The 18,788-nt window shown below is 66.0% G+C and carries 15 protein-coding genes; 3 read left to right on the top strand and 12 right to left on the bottom strand.

Annotated elements, in window-relative coordinates; translation table 11 throughout:
* Position 1: 1 nt before the first annotated feature.
* The 8 genes from rlmN to surE all read right to left on the bottom strand — a co-directional run bounded on the left by rlmN (position 2) and on the right by surE (position 7,377).
* A complete protein-coding gene (gene rlmN / locus GWK50_RS05760; protein ID WP_162015718.1) occupies positions 2 to 1,147 on the bottom strand; it encodes a 23S rRNA (adenine(2503)-C(2))-methyltransferase RlmN in 1,146 nt (381 codons plus the stop codon).
* A 99-nt stretch (positions 1,148 to 1,246) separates the two neighbouring features.
* Positions 1,247 to 1,672: a nucleoside-diphosphate kinase gene (gene ndk / locus GWK50_RS05755; RefSeq protein WP_162015717.1), complete on the bottom strand. Its 426-nt coding sequence runs from the start codon at positions 1,670 to 1,672 to the stop codon at positions 1,247 to 1,249.
* A gap of 88 nt (positions 1,673 to 1,760) precedes the next feature.
* A complete protein-coding gene (locus GWK50_RS05750) occupies positions 1,761 to 2,984 on the bottom strand; it encodes a pseudouridine synthase (RefSeq protein WP_197904981.1) in 1,224 nt (407 codons plus the stop codon).
* On the bottom strand, positions 2,981 to 3,667 hold the full coding sequence (scpB, locus tag GWK50_RS05745; RefSeq protein WP_242455302.1) for an SMC-Scp complex subunit ScpB: 687 nt from the start codon (positions 3,665 to 3,667) through the stop codon (positions 2,981 to 2,983). Before scpB ends, GWK50_RS05750 begins: the two co-directional genes overlap by 4 nt.
* A gap of 180 nt (positions 3,668 to 3,847) precedes the next feature.
* Complete coding sequence (locus GWK50_RS05740) at positions 3,848 to 4,876, bottom strand: RluA family pseudouridine synthase (RefSeq protein WP_162015716.1); 1,029 nt, start codon at positions 4,874 to 4,876, stop codon at positions 3,848 to 3,850.
* Between the two features lie 8 nt (positions 4,877 to 4,884).
* A complete protein-coding gene (locus GWK50_RS05735; RefSeq protein ID WP_162018029.1) occupies positions 4,885 to 5,793 on the bottom strand; it encodes a peptidoglycan DD-metalloendopeptidase family protein in 909 nt (302 codons plus the stop codon).
* A 22-nt stretch (positions 5,794 to 5,815) separates the two neighbouring features.
* Positions 5,816 to 6,592 (bottom strand): protein-L-isoaspartate(D-aspartate) O-methyltransferase, encoded by a 777-nt coding sequence (locus GWK50_RS05730; protein WP_162018028.1) that lies wholly within the window; start codon positions 6,590 to 6,592, stop codon positions 5,816 to 5,818.
* Entirely contained in the window at positions 6,592 to 7,377 is a 786-nt protein-coding gene (surE, locus tag GWK50_RS05725; RefSeq protein ID WP_162015715.1) for a 5'/3'-nucleotidase SurE, read from the bottom strand. Before surE ends, GWK50_RS05730 begins: the two co-directional genes overlap by 1 nt.
* A gap of 141 nt (positions 7,378 to 7,518) precedes the next feature.
* On the opposite strand from surE, the gene GWK50_RS05720 reads away from it, so the two are divergent.
* The 3 genes from GWK50_RS05720 (at position 7,519) to GWK50_RS05710 (ending at position 12,359) form a co-directional block, all read left to right on the top strand.
* Entirely contained in the window at positions 7,519 to 8,493 is a 975-nt protein-coding gene (locus GWK50_RS05720; RefSeq protein WP_162015714.1) for an NADPH:quinone oxidoreductase family protein, read from the top strand.
* Positions 8,494 to 8,762: 269 nt separating this feature from the next.
* The gene (locus tag GWK50_RS05715) at positions 8,763 to 10,337 is read left to right on the top strand and encodes a GGDEF domain-containing protein (protein ID WP_162015713.1); all 1,575 of its coding nucleotides are present in this window, start codon (positions 8,763 to 8,765) and stop codon (positions 10,335 to 10,337) included.
* Positions 10,338 to 10,556: 219 nt separating this feature from the next.
* Entirely contained in the window at positions 10,557 to 12,359 is a 1,803-nt protein-coding gene (locus GWK50_RS05710) for a gamma-glutamyltransferase family protein (RefSeq protein WP_162015712.1), read from the top strand.
* A 70-nt stretch (positions 12,360 to 12,429) separates the two neighbouring features.
* Here the strand turns inward: GWK50_RS05710 and GWK50_RS05705 are convergent, their stop codons facing one another.
* From GWK50_RS05705 to GWK50_RS05690, 4 genes are read right to left on the bottom strand one after another with little or no spacing between them, the layout of a single operon-like run.
* Positions 12,430 to 14,250, bottom strand: coding sequence for a Na/Pi symporter (locus tag GWK50_RS05705; RefSeq protein ID WP_162015711.1), 1,821 nt, complete (start codon positions 14,248 to 14,250; stop codon positions 12,430 to 12,432).
* 45 nt (positions 14,251 to 14,295) lie between these two features.
* Positions 14,296 to 15,942, bottom strand: coding sequence for an acyl-CoA synthetase (locus GWK50_RS05700; protein ID WP_162015710.1), 1,647 nt, complete (start codon positions 15,940 to 15,942; stop codon positions 14,296 to 14,298).
* 39 nt (positions 15,943 to 15,981) lie between these two features.
* Positions 15,982 to 17,685: a diguanylate cyclase gene (locus tag GWK50_RS05695; RefSeq protein WP_242455301.1), complete on the bottom strand. Its 1,704-nt coding sequence runs from the start codon at positions 17,683 to 17,685 to the stop codon at positions 15,982 to 15,984.
* A gap of 2 nt (positions 17,686 to 17,687) precedes the next feature.
* Positions 17,688 to 18,740: an extracellular solute-binding protein gene (locus GWK50_RS05690; protein WP_242455300.1), complete on the bottom strand. Its 1,053-nt coding sequence runs from the start codon at positions 18,738 to 18,740 to the stop codon at positions 17,688 to 17,690.
* Positions 18,741 to 18,788: the final 48 nt, after the last annotated feature.

Below are 18,788 nucleotides of genomic sequence, written 5' to 3'. Positions count from 1 at the left end.
GTCATGCCTCCTTGTTGTCAGATCCTGCGCCCATCACGGCAATGGGTATGGTGCGACGCTTGGCCATGCGTTGCGCAACGCGGGTGCGGTCCTGCACTTCTCCGGCCAGTTGACCGCACGCAGCATCAATATCGTCACCCCGCGTCTTGCGTACCGTGGTGACAATCCCTGCCTCGCTGAGTATGCGTGCAAAAGCACTCACTTGCGCCGATTCAGATCGCCGCAACCCAGATGCGGGAAAGGGATTGAAAGGAATCAGATTGAACTTGCACCACACGCCTTTGCCGGCGTGCTTGCGCACCAATTCGACCAACTGGTGCGCGTGCTCCGGCTGATCGTTGACGCCATCGAGCATGCAGTACTCGAAGGTAATGAAATCCCGGGGTGCATGCACAAGGTAACGATTGCAGGCGTCCAGCAATTCGTCGATCGGATACTTGCGGTTGAGCGGCACCAGCACATCACGCAGCGCATCGTTGGGCGCATGCAGGGACACTGCCAAGGCCACCGGACAATCCGCAGCGAGCCGATCCATCATGGGGACCACACCGGACGTAGAGACCGTCAGGCGACGACGGGAAAGACCGTAGCCATGGTCGTCCAGCATGACACGCAACGCGGGAACCAGGGCCGAATAGTTCTGCAACGGCTCCCCCATACCCATCATCACCACATTGGAGATGACGCGGTCCTGGGTCTGGAAACGCTTGCGCAGCACATGCTCGGCAAACCACAGCTGCGAAACGATTTCGCCGGTGGTCAGGTTGCGGCTGAAACCTTGATGACCCGTGGAGCAGAAACGGCATCCCACCGCGCATCCGGCCTGCGAAGACACACAGAGCGTTCCTCGGTCGTCCTCGGGAATGAACACTGCTTCAACCGCGTTGCCCGCACCCACATCAAAAAGCCATTTGACGGTGCCATCTGCCGATTGGTGCTCACTGACCACCGGCAAGGGCAACACCTGGGCGCAACCCTTGAGCTTGTCCCGCAAGGACTTCGCCAGATCGCTCATCTGGTCGAAATCCTGCGCGCCGCGCTGGTGAATCCAACGGAACAATTGGGTTGCGCGAAAACGCTTCTCCCCGAGCTGCTCACAGAAGGCCGTGAGCCCATCGAGGTCGAAATCCAGCAGATTGACCGTCATGAGCTGGATTCCTGTTGGCAGATCCACAAGACACCGCAAGGCCCAGGAGCCACACGGCCGAGCCGGGGTTGCGGAATATGCAGCCTGCCAAAAACCATGTCAGCGGGAGTAAACGTTCAGGCCGGCAAAGAAGAATGCCACTTCCACCTGGGCGGTTTCTGCAGCGTCCGAACCGTGCACTGCGTTGGCATCGATGCTGTCGGCAAAGTCGGCGCGGATGGTGCCAGGGGCAGCCTTCTTGGGGTCGGTGGCACCCATCAGTTCACGGTTCTTGAGGATGGCGTTCTCGCCTTCCAGAACCTGGATCATGACGGGACCGGAAACCATGAAATCCACCAGGTCCTTGAAGAAGGGACGCTCTTTGTGCACAGCATAGAACTGCTCGGCCTCCAGGCGCGAGAGGTGCTGCATGCGTGCGGCAATGACCTTCAGGCCGGCAGCCTCAAAGCGGGCATAGATCTGACCGATGACATTCTTGGCAACTGCATCGGGCTTGATGATGGAAAGGGTACGTTCGATGGCCATTTTTTGTTCCTGGACAATGGGTTGAAGGTTATTTTTGCCGCCTTGGCAAAGCTTTTGATTTTAACCTGCGCGCGTGGGTGCCGTGATGTCAGCGTCCGCCACGTCGGCCTCCGCCCCCCGGCCCCGCTCGGCGCTGGGCCTTTCGCTGGCGCTGCAGACTGTCAGAGCCGATGTACCCGATGGACGTCTTGAGCGGGTCAGGCTGCCCAGCACCCGCTGCCGACCGCCCTGGTGTCTTGGGCCCTGCGACCCGGCCCGGCGCGGGCGCTCGCCCCCTGGGGGCTTGGGCGCGCCCATTGCCCTGACCAGGCTTTCCACGCCGCTGCGTGCCCTCACGGCCCGCCGCAGGTGGATTCCACTGTGCACCCGCAGCCCGCATCAGTGCGGCGATGTCTTGTGCATCCAGTTCCATCCAGGCACCGCGTTGCAGCCCCCGCGGCAGCACCATGGCGCCGTAGCGGATGCGGATCAGGCGGCTGACGGCATGCCCCACTGCCTCGAACATGCGACGCACCTCGCGATTGCGCCCCTCTGAGATGGTGACCCGGTACCAGCAATTGGAGCCTTCGCCCCCACCTTCCTCGATGGAGCCGAACGCCGCCACACCGTCATCCAACTGCACGCCCTCCAGCAAGCGGCTCTTTTCGTCCTGGCTCAGGGCGCCCAGAACACGCACCGCGTATTCGCGCTCCAGCCCAAATCGCGGGTGCATGAGCTTGTTGGCCAACTCCCCCGAATTGGTAAACAGCAGCAAGCCCTCCGTATTCAGATCCAGCCGTCCAACGGACTGCCACTTGCCCTGCGCCAGCCGGGGCAGCTTGCGAAAGACGGTGGGACGGCTTTGCGGGTCGTCATGGGTCACCACTTCACCCACGGGCTTGTGGTACGCCAGCACACGCGGTGGCGGCGGATCGATCCGAAAGCGGATGGGCTTACCGTTGACCTTGATCTGGTCACCGTACTGGATGCGCTGACCAATGTGCGCAGGCTCGTTGTTGACCGAGATACGGCCTTCCAGGATCAGTTGCTCCATCTCCAGACGGGAGCCCAGGCCTGCCTGGGCCAGCACCTTGTGCAACTTGGGCGTCTCGACCTGGGGCTGCAACACCCGCTTGGCTGGTGAGGGCACATCGGTTCGGGTCTCGTCTGCATCGAACTGCCCCGACACCACATCGGCGAACGCATAGCCTTCGACGCGCTCGGCCTGGTCTGCGGAGCGGCGCGCACGCTGGTGCCGCACCGGTTCGGTAGAAGCCTCCGGCTCCACCGTCGAAGGTGTGGCAGTGGGCTCAGGGGTTGGTGTGTCGTTCATGGCTTCAAATCCAATAATGGGTCGGCGGGCGGGTCGTCACTGGCGGGCGCCTCCAGCAAAGCTGGCGGCTCTTGCGGCGCGGAAGCGTCGGCAGAGTCAGCCAGCTCGGGCAACGAGGCCTGGGCTGGGTCGGTGTCTTCCGAAAGGCCTGCCAGCAAACGCTCTTGCACGGACGACTCTTCCAGAGCCGGCAACTGATCCAAAGAAGACAGCCCCAGGTCATCCAGGAACTGTCTTGTGGTCGCCAGCAGTGCCGGGCGTCCCACGGTTTCGCGGTGGCCTATCACTTCCACCCAGCCCCGGTCTTCCAGTTGCTTGATGATGAGGCTGTTGACGGTGACCCCCCGAATGTCTTCGATATCTCCGCGCGTCACGGGTTGCCGATAGGCGATGATGGCCAACGTTTCCAGGGTGGCGCGCGAGTAGCGCGGAGGCTTCTCTGGATGCAACCGGTCCAGGTACACCCGCATCTCGGGGCGACTCTGAAACCGCCACCCCGACGCCACCTGCACCAGCTCCACGCCTCGCTGTGCCCATTCGTGCTGAAGCTCCTGCAACAGCATCTTGAGCGTATCGGAGCCCAGTGCATCATCGAACAGCGTCCGCAGCTCGCGCAAGGGCAAGGGCTGCGGTGCGCAAATCAATGCAGTTTCAAGGACCCGTTTGGCATCCACCGTGTTCATGGTTCAGCGGTTCCGGGAAAAAATGGGCCCCAGATTCCCTCTGGAACGCCATACCAACAGAAGAAGCCCATCAAGGGGGGCTGGAGCTGCAGCGATCTTGTCGCTGCGCCATCGCCATTGCAGGCAAGGGCCTGTGGGCGACGAAAACACCGGCACGGATCAGCGAATTGCCCGCCCAGGTCATTTCGGCGGATTGTAGCCCAGTCCCGCCGCAGCCAGGGCCTGCTGCATATCTGGCGGCAGGGGCGCGTGAAACTCCAGCGCAGTCCCCAGCACGGGATGGTTGAACGCCAGACGAAACGCATGCAGCGCCTGGCGCTGCAAGCCCAGCGCGGGATGACCGCCGTAGAGCGCATCGGCCACCAATGGGTGCCCCAGGTGGGCCATGTGCACCCTGATCTGGTGGGTGCGACCCGTGTGCAGGGTGCATTGTACCCAGCACACCTGGTCGTTACCGTCCAGCAACTCCACATCCGTGCGCGCCGGCTTGCCCGCATGCTGGGCCAAATCCACCACCGCCATGCGCAGGCGGTTGCGCGGATCCCTGCCGATCGGCAATTCGACGCTCACCTGCGTGCGCCCCCGCCATGGCCGGTGGGCCACGGCCTGGTACTGGCGCTGCACTTCGCGACGTCCAATCATGCCGACCAGCGTATCCATCGTGGCCCGCGTCTTGGCCACCACCATCAGGCCACTGGTGTCCTTGTCCAGACGGTGGACGATGCCTGCGCGCGGAACACGGGTGCAGGCGGGGTCGTATGCCAGCAAGCCATTGAGCAACGTGCCGCCCCAGTTGCCGGGCGCCGGGTGCACCACCAGCCCTGAGGGCTTGTCGATCACCAGCAGGTGCGCATCCTCGTACACCACCTGCAGTGGCATGGGCTCCGGGCGGAAGGCCTGACTCTCCAGCGTGGGGCGCATCTCCAGGCGCAGCAGGTCGCCGACCTTGACCTTGTGCGCGGCCTTGAGGACAGGTTTGCCCTGCAGGCTGACGGCCCCCTGCTCTATCAGTTGCTGCAGGTAGCTGCGTGAGAACTCGGCCACGGCATCGGCCAGCATGCGATCGAGCCGCTGACCATGCTGAGCGGCGCCCACATCGATGGTGCGCCACTCGATGTCTTCCGCTGCCCCTGTCTCGTCGTCGCCGGGCTCAGCCAACCACACCGTGGCAGCTTCATTGGGGTCGGCGGGAACGCCGGTAGCCTCCATGCAGTGGATCAACGCGAGGGCAGGAAGCGCGATGGATCCACCGGTTTGCCCTGGCGACGGATCTCGAAATGCAGCTTCACACGATCGGCGTCGGTGCTGCCCATCTCGGCAATCTTCTGGCCTTTGCGCACGTTCTGGTCTTCTTTGACCAGCAAGGTCTGATTGTGTGCGTAGGCAGTCAGATAGGTATTGTTGTGCTTGAGGATGATGAGGTTGCCATAACCCCGCAAACCTGCGCCGGAATACACCACCCGCCCATCCGCCGCGGCAAGCACCGGATCTCCGGCCTTGCCACCGATGTCCAGACCCTTGTTGCGGGCTTCGTCAAACCCTGCCAACACCTGCCCGCTCGCAGGCCAGATGAAGCCCATGTCATCGTCAGGCCCAGCAGCCACGGGCGCTGGCGCCGGAGCCGGCGTTGGAGCAGAAGCGGCGCTGGCCGCAGGTGCCGTCGCAGGTGCAGGCGCCGCACCCGACGCCGCAGGCTTGGCCGGGGTGGCCACCGGCGCAGGCGCCACGGTGGACGAAGTGACCGGCCGGGTCACCACCCCCGAAGACTCGCTGGCAGCCGCCACCACCGCGCCCGGCGCCAGTACCCGCAGCACCTGACCGACTTCGATCAGATTGGGGTTGTCCAGATTGTTCCAGCGGGCAATGTCCTTCCAGCTCTGGCCGGTATCCAGCCCGATGCGGATGAGTGTGTCACCGGGCTTGACTGTGTAATAACCCGGCTTGCCTGCATTTTCAGCACCCGGCATGGGCTTGGCAGGGACCACTTCGCCGGGCTGCACCGGCACTGCCGCGGCGGTGCCCCGGTCCTCCACCGGCGCCTTGGTCATGCGGGTTCCACAGCCCGTCAGCGCCAGGCCCAACAGGACGGCAAACCACCAGTGACCGCGGCCACGCGAGAGCAACATAGACAAAACGAATCTCCTTCAGTCAGGCAACGCCCGATTTTAGGGGGACAAAATGCACGGGTTCGAGCACGGTTTGTTTCAATCCGTGCGCGGTCTTGTCCACCACCAGAAGCACTTGCTGCCCATCGGCAAGGGCTGTGGGTGCCACCAGACGCCCACCCACGGCGAGTTGCTCGCACCAAGCCAGCGGCAACTGCGACCCGCCGGCCGCAGCGACGATGCCGGCATAGGGTGCGCCCTTGGCATAGCCTTCCATGCCATCGCCCAGAATCAGATGCACATTGGCCAGGCGCAACGGCCGCAGGTTGGTGCGTGCCTTCTCGTGCAGCCCACGCAGACGCTCAATGCTGTAAACCTCACGCGCCAGACGCGCCAGCACCGCAGCCTGGTAGCCGCAACCCGTACCCACCTCCAACACCCGGCCCAGGCCTGCGGCACTGCGTGCAATCTCGGCACCCAGCAACAGCTCCATCATGCGCGCCACGACACTGGGTTTGGAGATGGTCTGCCCCAGCCCAATGGGCAGGCTGGTGTCCTCGTAGGCCTGGTTGACCAGGGCACTGTCCACAAAGCGGTGGCGCTCCACCGCGCCCATGGCCGTGAGCACGGCACCTGAGCTCACCCCGCCAGCAGCCAGGCGCTGCACCATGCGCGCGCGCACCGCTGCGGAGTCCAACCCCAGCCCGGCCGGCGCCGGAATGGACACCGGCCGCTGCACCGCAGGCACCACCGCAGGGCGCTGCCCGCCAGGCACAGACGGTGCGATGCGTGCCGGAAAACCAGGGCGGCGCTGCTGCATCATTCCCTCAGCGCAGCGGGTTCGGTCCCTGCGGACAAACGGGCCGCCGTCTGCGCCCAGTACCCCAGGTTCTGGTGGTCGGTCAGATCGACTTTGAGCGGCGTCACCGAGACATGCCCCAGCGCCGTGGCATGGAAGTCGGTGCCTTCGCTGTCGTCCAGCGCCGCGCCTGCACCACCGATCCAGTACATGGTCTCACCCCGCGGGCTGACCTGGGTGATGACGCGCTCGGCGGCATGGCGCCGCCCCAGGCGGCACAGCTTGATACCACGCAGGGCCTGCAGGGGCAGGTTGGGAATGTTCACGTTGAGCAACCAGGGGGTCTGGCCCACGAGCTTCAGTGCAAGCATCTGACGCACCATGTCGGCCGCCTTCTGCGCCGCCGCTTCCAGCTCGCCCCAACCCTTGTCCACCTGCGAAAACGCGATGGCGGGTATCCCGAACAGGTAGCCTTCCATGGCCGCACCCACGGTGCCCGAATAAATGGTGTCGTCCCCCATGTTGGCGCCATTGTTGATGCCAGAAAGCACCAGATCCGGCCGGTAGCCCAACAACCCGGTCAGCGCAATGTGCACACAGTCGGCAGGCGTTCCGTTGACGTAGCGAAAGCCATTGGCCGCCTCGTGCACATAGAGGGGCGCATTGAGGGTCAGTGCATTGGACTTGGCGCTGTTGTTGTGCTCAGGGGCCACCACCTCCACATCGGCCACCTGCTGCAATGCGCGGTGCAGGGCCACGATGCCCGGGGCCTGGTAGCCGTCGTCGTTGGACAGAAGAATCTTCATGGTTCAGCACAGGGTTGGCGGCGATTGTAGGCGCCCGCCCGCCCCTGTGCCGTGCCCCCGGCGCCCGTCGCCCGTGGGACACACGAGGCCATGGTGCACACCTATCATCTGGCGTTCGATTTTCACGACCGGAGACCCCCCATGCACGCATGGCTATGCACCAATCCCACGGGCGTCGAGGCCCTGGCCTGGACCGAACTGCCCACCCCCACGCCCAAGGCGGGCGAGGTGCTGGTGGAGATCAAGGCCGCCAGCCTGAACTTCCCTGACCTCTTGATCGTGCAGAACAAGTACCAGATCAAGCCGCCCCTGCCCTTTGTCCCCGGCGCCGAATACGCGGGCGTGGTGCAGGCCGTGGGTGAAGGCGTCACCCACCTGCAGGTGGGCCAGAACGTGGCCTGCCTCTCGGGCACGGGCGGTTTTGGCACCCACACGCTGGCACCTGCGGCGCTTTGCATGCCCCTGCCCGCAGGCTTCGGGCATGTGGATGCCGCCGCCTTCATCATGACCTATGCCACCTCGCACCACGCATTGATCGACCGCGGCCAACTCAAGGCCGGCGAAACGGTGCTCGTGCTGGGCGCCGCAGGCGGCGTGGGCACAGCGGCCATCCAGATTGCCAAGGCCGTGGGTGCCAAGGTGATTGCGGCCGCTTCCACCGACGAGAAATGCGCGCTGTGCACCTCCATCGGTGCCGACGCCACCATCAACTACACCCGTGAAGACCTGCGCGAAGCCCTCAAGCGCCTGACCGACGGCAAGGGGCCGGATGTGGTGTACGACCCCGTGGGCGGCGACTTCGCCGAACCCGCCTTCCGCGCCATTGCCTGGCGTGGGCGCTACCTGGTGATCGGCTTTGCCGCAGGCCCCATTCCTGCGCTGCCGCTGAACCTGCCGCTGCTCAAGGGCGCCAGCATCGTGGGCGTGTTCTGGGGCGAATTTTCCAAGCGCGAACCCAAGGCCAACGCCGCCATGATGATGGAGCTGGCCCAGTGGTACGGCCAGGGCAAGATCAAGCCCGTGATCGATCGCACCATGCCCATGGCCGAACTGCCCGCCGCCTATGCCCACATGGGCTCGCGCAGCGTGCAGGGCAAGCTGGTACTGGTGAACTGACATAAGCGACCCCTGCGGCGCTTCGCACCTTCCCCCCCCCCGCTCTTGCAGCGCTGCGGGCAGGGGGACGCGCCCGGCGCGGCAGGGCAGCTCTTGCGCGGGAGCCCTGGGATGGCCCACGCCAGCGTCATGCGCTGGAGGTGCCGCACGCATACAACGAATAGCTGACTTGTATCTGGGGCGTGCACCCGCACGCACTGTGCAATCAGCGCCGCCTCTGTCACACTAGCAGGCCTTTCGACAGCTCCCTGTCCCAACCGCTGCCTGCCATGGCCGAACGCCCTCCATCAGACATTGCGCGCGAAACGCTCAAGCAACTCGCCCAGCGCCGCCTCCCCCCCACGCCGGAGCATTTTCGGCAGATCTATGACGAAATCGCCGGGGCCAGCTCGCCCCTGCCCTTCCCAGAACTGCCACTGCGCCAGATCCTGCGCATCATTCCCGGCCAGACACCGGCACAGAAGCGCCTGCTGGAGCAGTTCGAATCCGCCGTCAACCAAAAAGACTGGTCGGCCATGCAGACCGTTCTGGTGGGCTACGCCAAGCTGGGCGCCAGCACACCGGCCGCCCACCTGGACGCCGCGCCCGCCACCACAGGCCCTGCGCCACTCAGCCCCACCATCGGCAGCACCGTCGGCGCCCGCCCTGGTACGGTGCACAAAGAACTGGCCGAACAACTCGCGCGCCTCATTGAGCATACGCTCCATGGCCTGAGCAGCGATGACGCCCGCGTCCATCTGCTGGGCGAGCAATTGGTGGGCTTCCTGCGCCAGCCCGACCCGCCAGCCAGCACCCTCCAGCTCATGCTGGGCAACTTCACCTTCCGCCTGTCTTTCGCCGCCGAGGACCAGGCTGCCATTCGCAGCATGCTGCTGGAGTTGCTGAACATGGTGTTCACCAACATCACGGCGCTGAGCATCGACGACCAGTGGCTGCACGGCCAGGCCGAAGCGCTGGTGGCCGCCACGGCTCAGCCGCTCACACTGCGGCGGCTCGACGATGTGCAGCGCCGCCTCAAGGACGTGATCTTCAAGCAGACCGAGGCCAAGGGCCGGATGGTCGAAGCGCAGGATCAGATGAAGGAAATGCTGGCCACCTTCGTCGAACGCCTGTCAGCCATGACGGATGCCAGCAGCGGCTACCAGAACAAGATGGAACGCTACGCCGAGCAGATCTCGCAAGCCAGCCGCATCGAGGACATCACCCCTGTGCTGGGCGAGGTGGTGCAGGCAACGCGCACCATGGCACTGGACACTCGACTGGCCCACGCCGAACTGACCGAACTGCGTGAGCGCACCGCCGAAAAACAGGCAGAGATGACTCGCCTGCAGAAAGAGCTGGACCAGGCCAGCGCCCAGGCACGACACGACCCGCTGACCGGCTCGCTCAACCGCAAGGGGTTGGACGAAGTGTTGGAGCGCGAGATCGCACGCGCGCGCCGTTCCGACACACCGCTGTGCGTGGCCCTGCTCGACGTGGACAACTTCAAGCAACTCAACGACCGCCTGGGGCACGATACCGGCGACGCCGCCCTGGTGCACCTGGCCAACGTGGTACGCGCTGTCATGCGCCCGCAAGACCAGCTGGCGCGCTATGGGGGCGAGGAGTTTGTGATCCTGCTGCCCGACACGACCCAGGAACAAGGCGTGGAAGCCATGCAGCGCCTGCAGCGCGAGCTGACCACACGCTTCTTCCTGCGCAACAACGAAAAGGTGCTCATCACCTTCAGTGCAGGCGTGGCCCAGATGACGCCCCAGGAGACCGCCACCGAAGCCATCCGCCGCGCCGACCAGGGCATGTACCTGGCCAAGCGTGCGGGCAAGAACCGCGTGATTGCGGCCTGAGGGCCACCTCCTGCCCGCACCCGGCCCGTGGATGACAAGGTGGCTGGAACGCAGCCCATGGGCACGCCCTGGCGCGGCCTCGGTGCACGGCGCATTTTGCTATTATTTTTATAGCTGCCAGCGCCCGTATTTATTGCGGTACAAGGCATTTTTCCTTGGTGCCAGCACAACTTTTGCGGCAGGGCTACCATGGGCGGCCATCCTTTGCGAAAGACGCCCATGAACGCTTTGCATCCCTCCCGCCTGGGTGCGCTGGCCCTGGCCGCCGCGCTCGCCGGCTGCGCCAGCGCACCAACGTTCCACTACACCGCGCCCAGCCAGCCCGAAGCCGCCTCGGGCTACACCGAGAAGCCGGGCTGGACCACCAGCAAGTTCGCCGTGGCCGCCGCCAACCCGCTGGCCACCGACGCGGGCTACCAGGTGCTCAAGGCCGGCGGCTCGGCGGTGGACGCGGCCATCGCGGTGCAGATGGTGCTGACGCTGGTCGAGCCGCAGTCCAGCGGCATCGGCGGCGGCGCCTTCCTGCTGCACGCCAGCGGCGGCAAGGTGGAGGCCTATGACGGGCGCGAGACGGCCCCGGCCGCTGCCGACGAAAAACTCTTCCTCGACGCCAGCGGCAAGCCCCTGGCTTTCCACGACGGCGTGGTGGGCGGCCGCTCGGTCGGCGTGCCCGGCACCTTGCGCATGCTGGAGATGGCGCACCGCCAGCACGGCAAGCTGCCCTGGGCCGCGCTGTTCCAGCCGGCCATCCAACTGGCCGAGGGCGGCTTCAAGGTCAGCCCGCGCCTGCACACGCTGGTCAAGGGCGACGCCCACCTGAAAAAAGACCCGGTGGCCGCCGCCTATTTCTTCAAGCCCGACGGCAACGCGCACGACGTGGGCTCCCACCTGCGCAACCCCGAACTGGCCGCCGTGCTGCGCCGCATCGCCGCCGAGGGCAGCAAGGCCCTGCACGAGGGCGAGATCGCCCAGGCCATCGTGGACAAGGTGCAGAAGCACCCCACCAACCCCGGCAAGCTCAGTCTGGCCGACCTGGCGGGCTACCAGCCCAAGAAGCGCGAGGCCCTGTGCGTGGACTACCGCGCCCGAGCGCAGGACTACCGCCTGTGCGGCTTCCCGCCGCCGAGCTCGGGCGCCATCGCCGTGGGGCAGATCCTGGGCATCCTGAACCACACCAACGCCGCCAGCCTGCCGCTGCAGGACGGCCTGCCCACGGCGGACTGGTTGCACCTCTACACCGAGGCCGCGCGCCTGGCTTTCGCCGACCGCGCGCTCTACGTGGCCGACCCCGATTTCGTGCAGCCCCCGGGTGGCAGCTGGATGAGCCTGCTCGACCCGGCCTACCTCGCCAGCCGCGCCCGGCTCATCGGCGCGCAGAGCATGAAGGTGGCGCAGCCCGGCAAGCCCGCCGGCACCCAGACCAGCCTGGCCCCCATGCCCGACCAGCCCGAGTACGGCACCAGCCACATCAGCATCGTGGACGGCCATGGCAATGCCCTGGCCATGACCACCACCATCGAGGACGCTTTCGGCGCGCGCCAGATGGTCAAGGGCTTCTTGCTGAACAACGAGCTGACCGACTTCAGCTTTGCCCCCGCCGACGCGCAGGGCGCGCCCATCGCTAACCGCGTGCAGCCCGGCAAGCGCCCGCGCTCGTCCATGGCGCCCACGCTGGTGCTCGACAAGGCCAGCGGCCAGGTGCTCATGAGCGGCGGCAGCCCCGGCGGCGCGCTCATCATCCACTACACGGCCAAGACGCTCTACGGCGCGCTGCAATGGGGGCTGTCGCCGCAGCAGGCCATCAACCTGCCCAATTTCGGCTCGCTCAATGGCCCCTCGCTGCTGGAAGAAAAACGCTTCCCGCCCGCCACGGTGGAGCAACTGCGTGCGCGTGGCGCCGAGGTGCGCGAGATGAACATGACCAGCGGCCTGCAGGCCCTGCAACGCGGCCAGGCCCAGGGCCGCCCGGCGTGGCTCGGCGGCGCCGACCCGCGCCGCGAAGGCGTGGTCATGGGTGATTGAGAGCGAAAAATGGCTCTGACGCCCTATTTATAGGCGCCAGCAGCTATTAAAAAAGGAGCGTTTCAGCCGCTTACTCGGCCGATTCCATGCCCGGCGATGCACCGCCATCGCCCGTTGCAGGGTAGCCCAGCGGCTGGGCCGCGCCTCCCTCTGCCTGCCCAGACAGCTCCGGCAAAGCCGCGAGCCGCTGGCTGGCCTTGTAGCCCTGCTCCACGGCGCGGCGCAGGTCGCTGAGCCGTGACAGCCAGTCGTACACCGCATTGACATCGACCCCGCCTCCAGCGCCTGCGTGCAGGAGCGACGCCTTCGCCGTCTGGTAGGCCTCCTCGAAGGCCGCTCGGGCCTCGCCCGCCAGCCACGGTCCGCCCTGCGCCTGCTGCGGGCCTTCCGGGTCGGCTGCGGCAAAGAAGGCCTCCGCTGCCGTGAAGACCGGCACCACGCAGGCCACGATGTCGGTGCCCGGTGGCGCCGCATCCGCGGGCGCGCGCTCGGGCATGCCGGGCAGGATCAGCAGCGACAGCCCGGGCGATTCGTCCGCGCGCGGCGTGTGGTTGCCCTGTACGCCCACATGGTGCATCACCCGCGCCAGGGTGTCGAAATGCGTGGCGATGCGCAGCAACTCCGGCAACTGGGTCGCCACCTCCTTGTGCATGGCGCCCCGGCTGGTTTCGCTCACGAACTTGCCGATCTGCAACTGCAACTGCTCGATGGACTGGAGCTGACGCCCCAGGCGCACATCGGCCTGGGGCACAGGTGCTGTCCAGGGCAATGCCACGGGGTTGAGGCGCGTGGCCTCGCGCGCCAGTTGCATGGCCAGATGGCCCAGACGCGCCAGCTCGTGCCGCAGCGCCTGCAAGGCCAGCACCGGCACGGCCGCCACGTTGCGGTCCAGGTAGCGCGGGCGCGCCGCGTCCTCGTCGGCCGTGGTGAACCGCGCCAGCAGGAACCGCACCAGCGGTCCGGACAGCGGCCACATCAGCAGCACGCCCAGCAGATTGAACAGCGTGTGGAAGAGCACCAGTTGCGTCACGGCATCGCCGCTGCCCGTGAGCCAGACGCCCACGGCATGGATCAGCCGCAGCAAGGGCGAGAGCACCGCCACGGCCACCACGGCGGTCACCACGTTGAACAGCACATGCGCCGCCGCCAGCCGGCGGGCATTGGACGTGGCGCCGATGGCCGCCAGGATGCCGGTGAGCGTGGTGCCGACGTTGGCGCCAATCACCACGCCCGCCCCCACCTCAACGGGCATCATGCCCCCAGCCACGGCGGTCAACACCAAGGTCAGCGTGGCCGACGAGGCCTGCAGCAGGATCGTCAGCCCAATGCCCAGCAGGCCTGCGAGGATCACACCCGGCAGTGTTCCGTCGAGCTGCGGCAGGGCCTGGGGCCCCAGTCCTTCAAAGCCCTCCTTGAGCAAATCGATGCCCAAAAAGAGCACGCCAAACCCGGCCAAGGCCATGCCCAGCCCACCCCGGCGCGTGCCCTCGCCCGTGAGCTTGAGCGCCATGCCCAGGCCGATGAACGGCAGGGCAAACGCGTCCACCTTCATCTTGAAGCCAATCCATGCCACCAGCCATCCCGTGACGGAAGAACCGAGGTTGGAGCCAAACACCACCCACAGCGCCGAGGTAAAGCTCAGCAGCCCGGCGTTGACGAAGCCGATGGCGGCCACGGTCATGGCCGTGGACGACTGCACCAGCGCCGTGAGCAACACACCGGTGGCCAGCCCGTGCAGGCGGGTGCGCGTCCAGGCGGCGAGAATACGCTCCAGGGCCCGGCCTGCGGCCAACTTGAGGCCGTCGGTAAGCATGGTCATGCCGAGCAGGAACAGGCCGATGCCGCCCAGCAGTGACACGGTGAGCATGCCGAAGGTGGGAGAGCTATTCATCGCACAACCGGATGCGGCCAAACCGCCACACGGATCCAACAATGGTCACACATCGATCGCACCCGCCGATCCAGCCTGCTTGCGCAATTCAAATTTCTGGATCTTGCCGGTGCTGGTCTTGGGCAGCTCACCGAACACCACGGCACGCGGCACCTTGAAGCCTGCCAGGTGCTTCTTGCAGTGCGCCACGATGTCCTCGGGCGTGGTGGTGGCGCCGACCTTGAGTTCGATGAAGGCACAGGGTGTTTCGCCCCACTTCGGATCGGGCTTGGCCACCACGGCGGCGGCCAGCACGTCGGGATGGCGGTAAAGCACGTCTTCCACCTCGATGGACGAGATGTTCTCGCCGCCCGAGATGATGATGTCCTTGCTGCGGTCCTTGATCTTGATGTAGCCGTCGGGGTACTGCACGGCCAGGTCGCCGCTGTGGAACCAGCCCCCGGCAAAGGCCTCCTCGGTCGCCTTGGGGTTCTTCAGGTAGCCCTTCATGGCGATGTTGCCCTTGAACATGATCTCGCCCATGGTCTCGCCGTCCTGGGGCACGGGCTGCATGGTTTCGGGGTCGAGCACGCGCACGTCGCGCTCCAGGTGGTAGCGCACGCCCTGGCGGGCATTGAGACGCGCGCGCTCGCCGATGTCGAGGTCGTTCCAGGCCTCGTGTTTGGCGCACACGGTGGCGGGGCCATACACCTCGGTCAGGCCGTACACATGGGTCAGGTCGAAGCCCAGCTTCTCCATGCCCTCGATCATCGAGGCCGGTGGCGCAGCGCCCGCCACCATGGCCTTGACGCCTGCGGGTACGCCCGCCTTCATGGCCTCGGGCGCGTTCACCAGCAGCCCATGCACGATGGGTGCGCCGCAGTAGTGCGTGACGCCGTGGTTGCGGATGGCGTCGAAGATGGCCTGCGCCTCCACGCGTCGCAGGCACACGTTGACGCCCGCGCGCGCCGCCACCGTCCAGGGGAAGCACCAGCCGTTGCAATGGAACATGGGCAGCGTCCACAGGTACACGGCGTGCTTGGGCATGTCCCACTCCATCACGTTGCTGATGGCGTTGATGGCCGCGCCCCGGTGGTGATAGACCACGCCCTTGGGGTTGCCCGTGGTGCCGCTGGTGTAGTTGAGCGCAATGGCATCCCACTCGTCGGCGGGCAGGCTCCAAGCAAAGGCCGCATCACCGGTGGCCACGAAGGCTTCGTAGGTGGTGCTGCCGACCTTCTGCAGCGCGGGCCCGAAGACCTCGTCCTCGACATCGATCAGCAGCAGCGGCGCGCTCGACTGGCGCAGCGCCAGCGCCTTGGCCAGGGTGGGCGCGAACTCGGGGTCCACGATCACGGCCTTGGCCTCGCCGTGGTCGAGCATGAAGGCGATGGCCTCGGGGTCCAGGCGCGTGTTCAGCGCGTTGAGCACGGCGCCCGCCATGGGCACGCCAAAGTGCGCCTCGACCATGGGCGGCGTGTTGGGCAGCATCACGGCCACGGTGTCGTTCTTGCCGATACCGGCACGGCGCAGGCTGCTGGCGAGCTGGCGGCAGCGCGCGTAGGTCTGCGCCCAGGTCTGGCGCAGGCTGCCGTGCACGATGGCCAGGCGGTCGGGATACACCTCGGCGGTGCGCTCGATGAAACCCAATGGGGACAGCGGTGCGAAGTTGGCGGCGGTGCGGGGCAGGTGCTGGTCGAAGATGGAAGTCATGGGCAAACAATCGGTAGAGGTTGTGTGGGGAACAGCGCATTACTGCGAGATCTCGCGGTGCCGGAGCTTGGCCTGGTACATCGCGACATCGGCACTGGCCAGCAGGGTGCGTGCATCATCGCCGTCCTTGGGATAGAGGCTGATTCCCATGCTGGCGCGCACCACCATGGACCGGCCATCGACCTGCAGCGGCTGGGCAAAGGCCTGGCGCAGTTTGTCGAGCACATGCTGTGCAGCATCGTCGGTGTCCACGTTTTCACACAGCACGGTGAACTCGTCTCCTGCCAGGCGGGCCACAGTGTCCACCTGGCGCACCGCGCCGACAATGGCCTGGGCCGCGGCCCGCAGCACGGCGTCACCCACGGCATGGCCCAGCTTGTCGTTCACCGACTTGAAATCGTCCAGATCGACAAACACCAGCGCGCAGGGCCTGCCGCTGCGGCGGGTGCGATCCAGGGCCTGCTCCAGGCGCTGCTCGAACATGCGGCGGTTGGGCAGACCCGTCAACGGATCGTGGTGTGCCAAATGGGTCATCGCGTCGCGGCTGCGGTTGAGTTCGTCCATCTGCTGGCCGATCTGTGCCTCCATGTCGCGAAATCCCCGTGCCAGCTCGCCCAACTCATCCAGCCGCTCCACCGGCAGGGCACCGTGCGGCATTCCTTGTGAAAAAGCTTCGGTCGCCTGCACCACGGCCCGCAAGGGGCCCGTAACCACGCGCGACACCCAGGCCGCGAGCAAGGCGGCCACCAAGGCCAGCACGGCAATCATCTTCACGATGGTGCCGCCCAGATCCTGCGCCTCCGCCAGCACGGCCGACATGGACTGCGACAGGCCCAGCAGCAGAAAGCGCCCGTCGTCACGCGCTCCGAAGGGCACGCGCACAAACGCCTGAATCTGAGCCCCCCCTGGGGACTCGGTGTGGGAAAACACCAATTCACGCTCAGCGCCCGAGAGCAAGGCCGCCGTGGCGACGAACTCCTCCTGCACCAGCACACGCTGGCCACGATCAAAGCCAAAGGCCTTTTCCCGCTCCGGATGCGCTAGAAAATCGCCCCAGCGGCTGGCCAGATAGAACCCATAGGGGGCGGGCAGGGTCGCTCCAAAATGCCGCAAAAAGGCTTCTGCATCCACTCGCAGCACCACCACCGCCACCACCGCTGTCCCCTGTACCACGGGCGCTGCCACGCTGAAGACCGCACGCTCTTCCTGCGGTACGCCGTCTTCGCGGTTGATACCGAACTCCGTGAAGTACACCCCGCCGCTGGTCAGGCGCGCTGTCTCGTACACATAAGGGAAATGGGCTTTCTCCTGCAGCGCCGCCCCGACCACACGCACAATGCGCTCGTCCGCCAAACGCTGTAGGTGCACGAGCTCCAAGCCATGATCGCGCAGGCCAATCAACTGAACCTGCAACAGTCCTGGCCGCGCCAGTAGCTGGGCACGAAACATGTGGGCCAGCGTTTCCAGGCTCTGCGCCTGTGCAGCGGTTGGCACGGGTCCACCCGGCAATGGCAAGCCACCGGCCAGCATCGCGAGCATGGTGGCGTCACGCCCCAACTGATCAAACCCCGCTTGCAGGTGCGACGAGAGAATGCGTGTGGTGTCCAGCAAGGTACGCTGCGCGCGCTCGACCAGCATGTCGCGCGCAGCGGTATAGGTCAAGTAACCCAAAAGCAAGGCCGCCAGCAGGCTGAAGCTGGCCAACAGCAGCCCCAGGCGTTGCCCGATGTTGATGCGCATCATGGCTAAAACCGTTCGGGCCTGTCGCCCGCCACAATGCGTTGCCACAGCCGCGTGCGCTGGGCTTCGTCTTCCACTGGCTGCAACCAGACAATGGGGCCCAGCAGGCTTTCGCTGTCCAGCGCCGCCGGCTCCTCCAGCGTGTTGGCCAGCCCCTGGCGGCGTGTGAGTTCCAGGCTTACCGAAGGGTGCAGCATGTGGTTGACCCACTGCGCTGCCAGCGCCTGCTGCGCCGAGCGGCGCAAGACCGCCCAACAGTCCAGCCACGCCAGTGCCCCTTCGCGCGGCACCACATAGCCCACGTTGAACCCCGCATCGCGCAGCAGCTTGAGCTGTTGCTGACCGTAGTTGGCGTGCATCACCGCCACGCGGTGCCGACGGAACAGGTCCACCGACTCCTCGGGCAGCGAGTAGAGCGACAGCAGGTTGCGCCGCAATCGCACCAGGTGGCGCGCCAGAGGCGCGAGTTGGTCCTGGGCAATGCGAAAGGGCAACTGCCCCTGCTCCAGCGCCGCCAGCGAAAACGCATGGGTCGCACCATCGAAGGCCAAAACCTTGCCGCGCCAGCGCGGATCCCACAGTACGGAAAGCGACTGGGGCGGTGCGCTGAACTGCTGGCGGTCGTACACCAGCCCCATTTCTGAATAGGTGTAGGGCACGGCATAGGTCTTGCCGTTGCGCACAATGCCCTCGATAGGGCCGCGAAAACGTGGCAGCTGGCGCGCCACCTGGGGCAGGTCGGCCAGGGTCAGCGGCGCCAATTCGTCACGCGCCAACAAGGCCGCCAGTTCCACCGTGTTGGCCGCCACCACGTCATAGCCCGGTCCCCTGGAATCGGCCAGCTTGGCACGCAGCACCTCGTCCGAGCCGACAATGGTGACCTCCACCTGCACACCATGGCGCGCCTCGAAGGCTTGCACCCAGTCTGGATCAGCGTAACCTGGCCAGGCGAGTACGCGCAGCACTGGCACGGCCGCGTGCGCAGGGCCGCACCACAGCGCGGCCTGCGCTGCACCGACCAACACCGCACGCCGCCGCAGTCCATGGCTGGCTAGCACTTTCCCCGCCTCTCTTTCGTACATGTCCACCGTTGCGGTGTGAGACGA

This window comes from Acidovorax sp. 210-6, assembly GCF_010020825.1.
Lineage (GTDB): Bacteria > Pseudomonadota > Gammaproteobacteria > Burkholderiales > Burkholderiaceae_C > Simplicispira > Simplicispira sedimenti.
The sequence above is the reverse complement of the archived record's forward strand: the minus strand, read 5'-3'. Positions and strand labels throughout refer to the sequence as shown.

Coding starts and splice junctions, on each gene's coding strand:
- rlmN (WP_162015718.1), bottom strand. CDS start 1,147: ATGACGGTCAATCTGCTGGATTTCGACCTCGATGGGCTCACGGCCTTC.
- ndk (WP_162015717.1), bottom strand. CDS start 1,672: ATGGCCATCGAACGTACCCTTTCCATCATCAAGCCCGATGCAGTTGCC.
- GWK50_RS05750 (WP_197904981.1), bottom strand. CDS start 2,984: ATGAACGACACACCAACCCCTGAGCCCACTGCCACACCTTCGACGGTG.
- scpB (WP_242455302.1), bottom strand. CDS start 3,667: ATGAACACGGTGGATGCCAAACGGGTCCTTGAAACTGCATTGATTTGC.
- GWK50_RS05740 (WP_162015716.1), bottom strand. CDS start 4,876: ATGGAGGCTACCGGCGTTCCCGCCGACCCCAATGAAGCTGCCACGGTG.
- GWK50_RS05735 (WP_162018029.1), bottom strand. CDS start 5,793: ATGTTGCTCTCGCGTGGCCGCGGTCACTGGTGGTTTGCCGTCCTGTTG.
- GWK50_RS05730 (WP_162018028.1), bottom strand. CDS start 6,592: ATGCAGCAGCGCCGCCCTGGTTTTCCGGCACGCATCGCACCGTCTGTG.
- surE (WP_162015715.1), bottom strand. CDS start 7,377: ATGAAGATTCTTCTGTCCAACGACGACGGCTACCAGGCCCCGGGCATC.
- GWK50_RS05720 (WP_162015714.1), top strand. CDS start 7,519: ATGCACGCATGGCTATGCACCAATCCCACGGGCGTCGAGGCCCTGGCC.
- GWK50_RS05715 (WP_162015713.1), top strand. CDS start 8,763: ATGGCCGAACGCCCTCCATCAGACATTGCGCGCGAAACGCTCAAGCAA.
- GWK50_RS05710 (WP_162015712.1), top strand. CDS start 10,557: ATGAACGCTTTGCATCCCTCCCGCCTGGGTGCGCTGGCCCTGGCCGCC.
- GWK50_RS05705 (WP_162015711.1), bottom strand. CDS start 14,250: ATGAATAGCTCTCCCACCTTCGGCATGCTCACCGTGTCACTGCTGGGC.
- GWK50_RS05700 (WP_162015710.1), bottom strand. CDS start 15,942: ATGACTTCCATCTTCGACCAGCACCTGCCCCGCACCGCCGCCAACTTC.
- GWK50_RS05695 (WP_242455301.1), bottom strand. CDS start 17,685: ATGATGCGCATCAACATCGGGCAACGCCTGGGGCTGCTGTTGGCCAGC.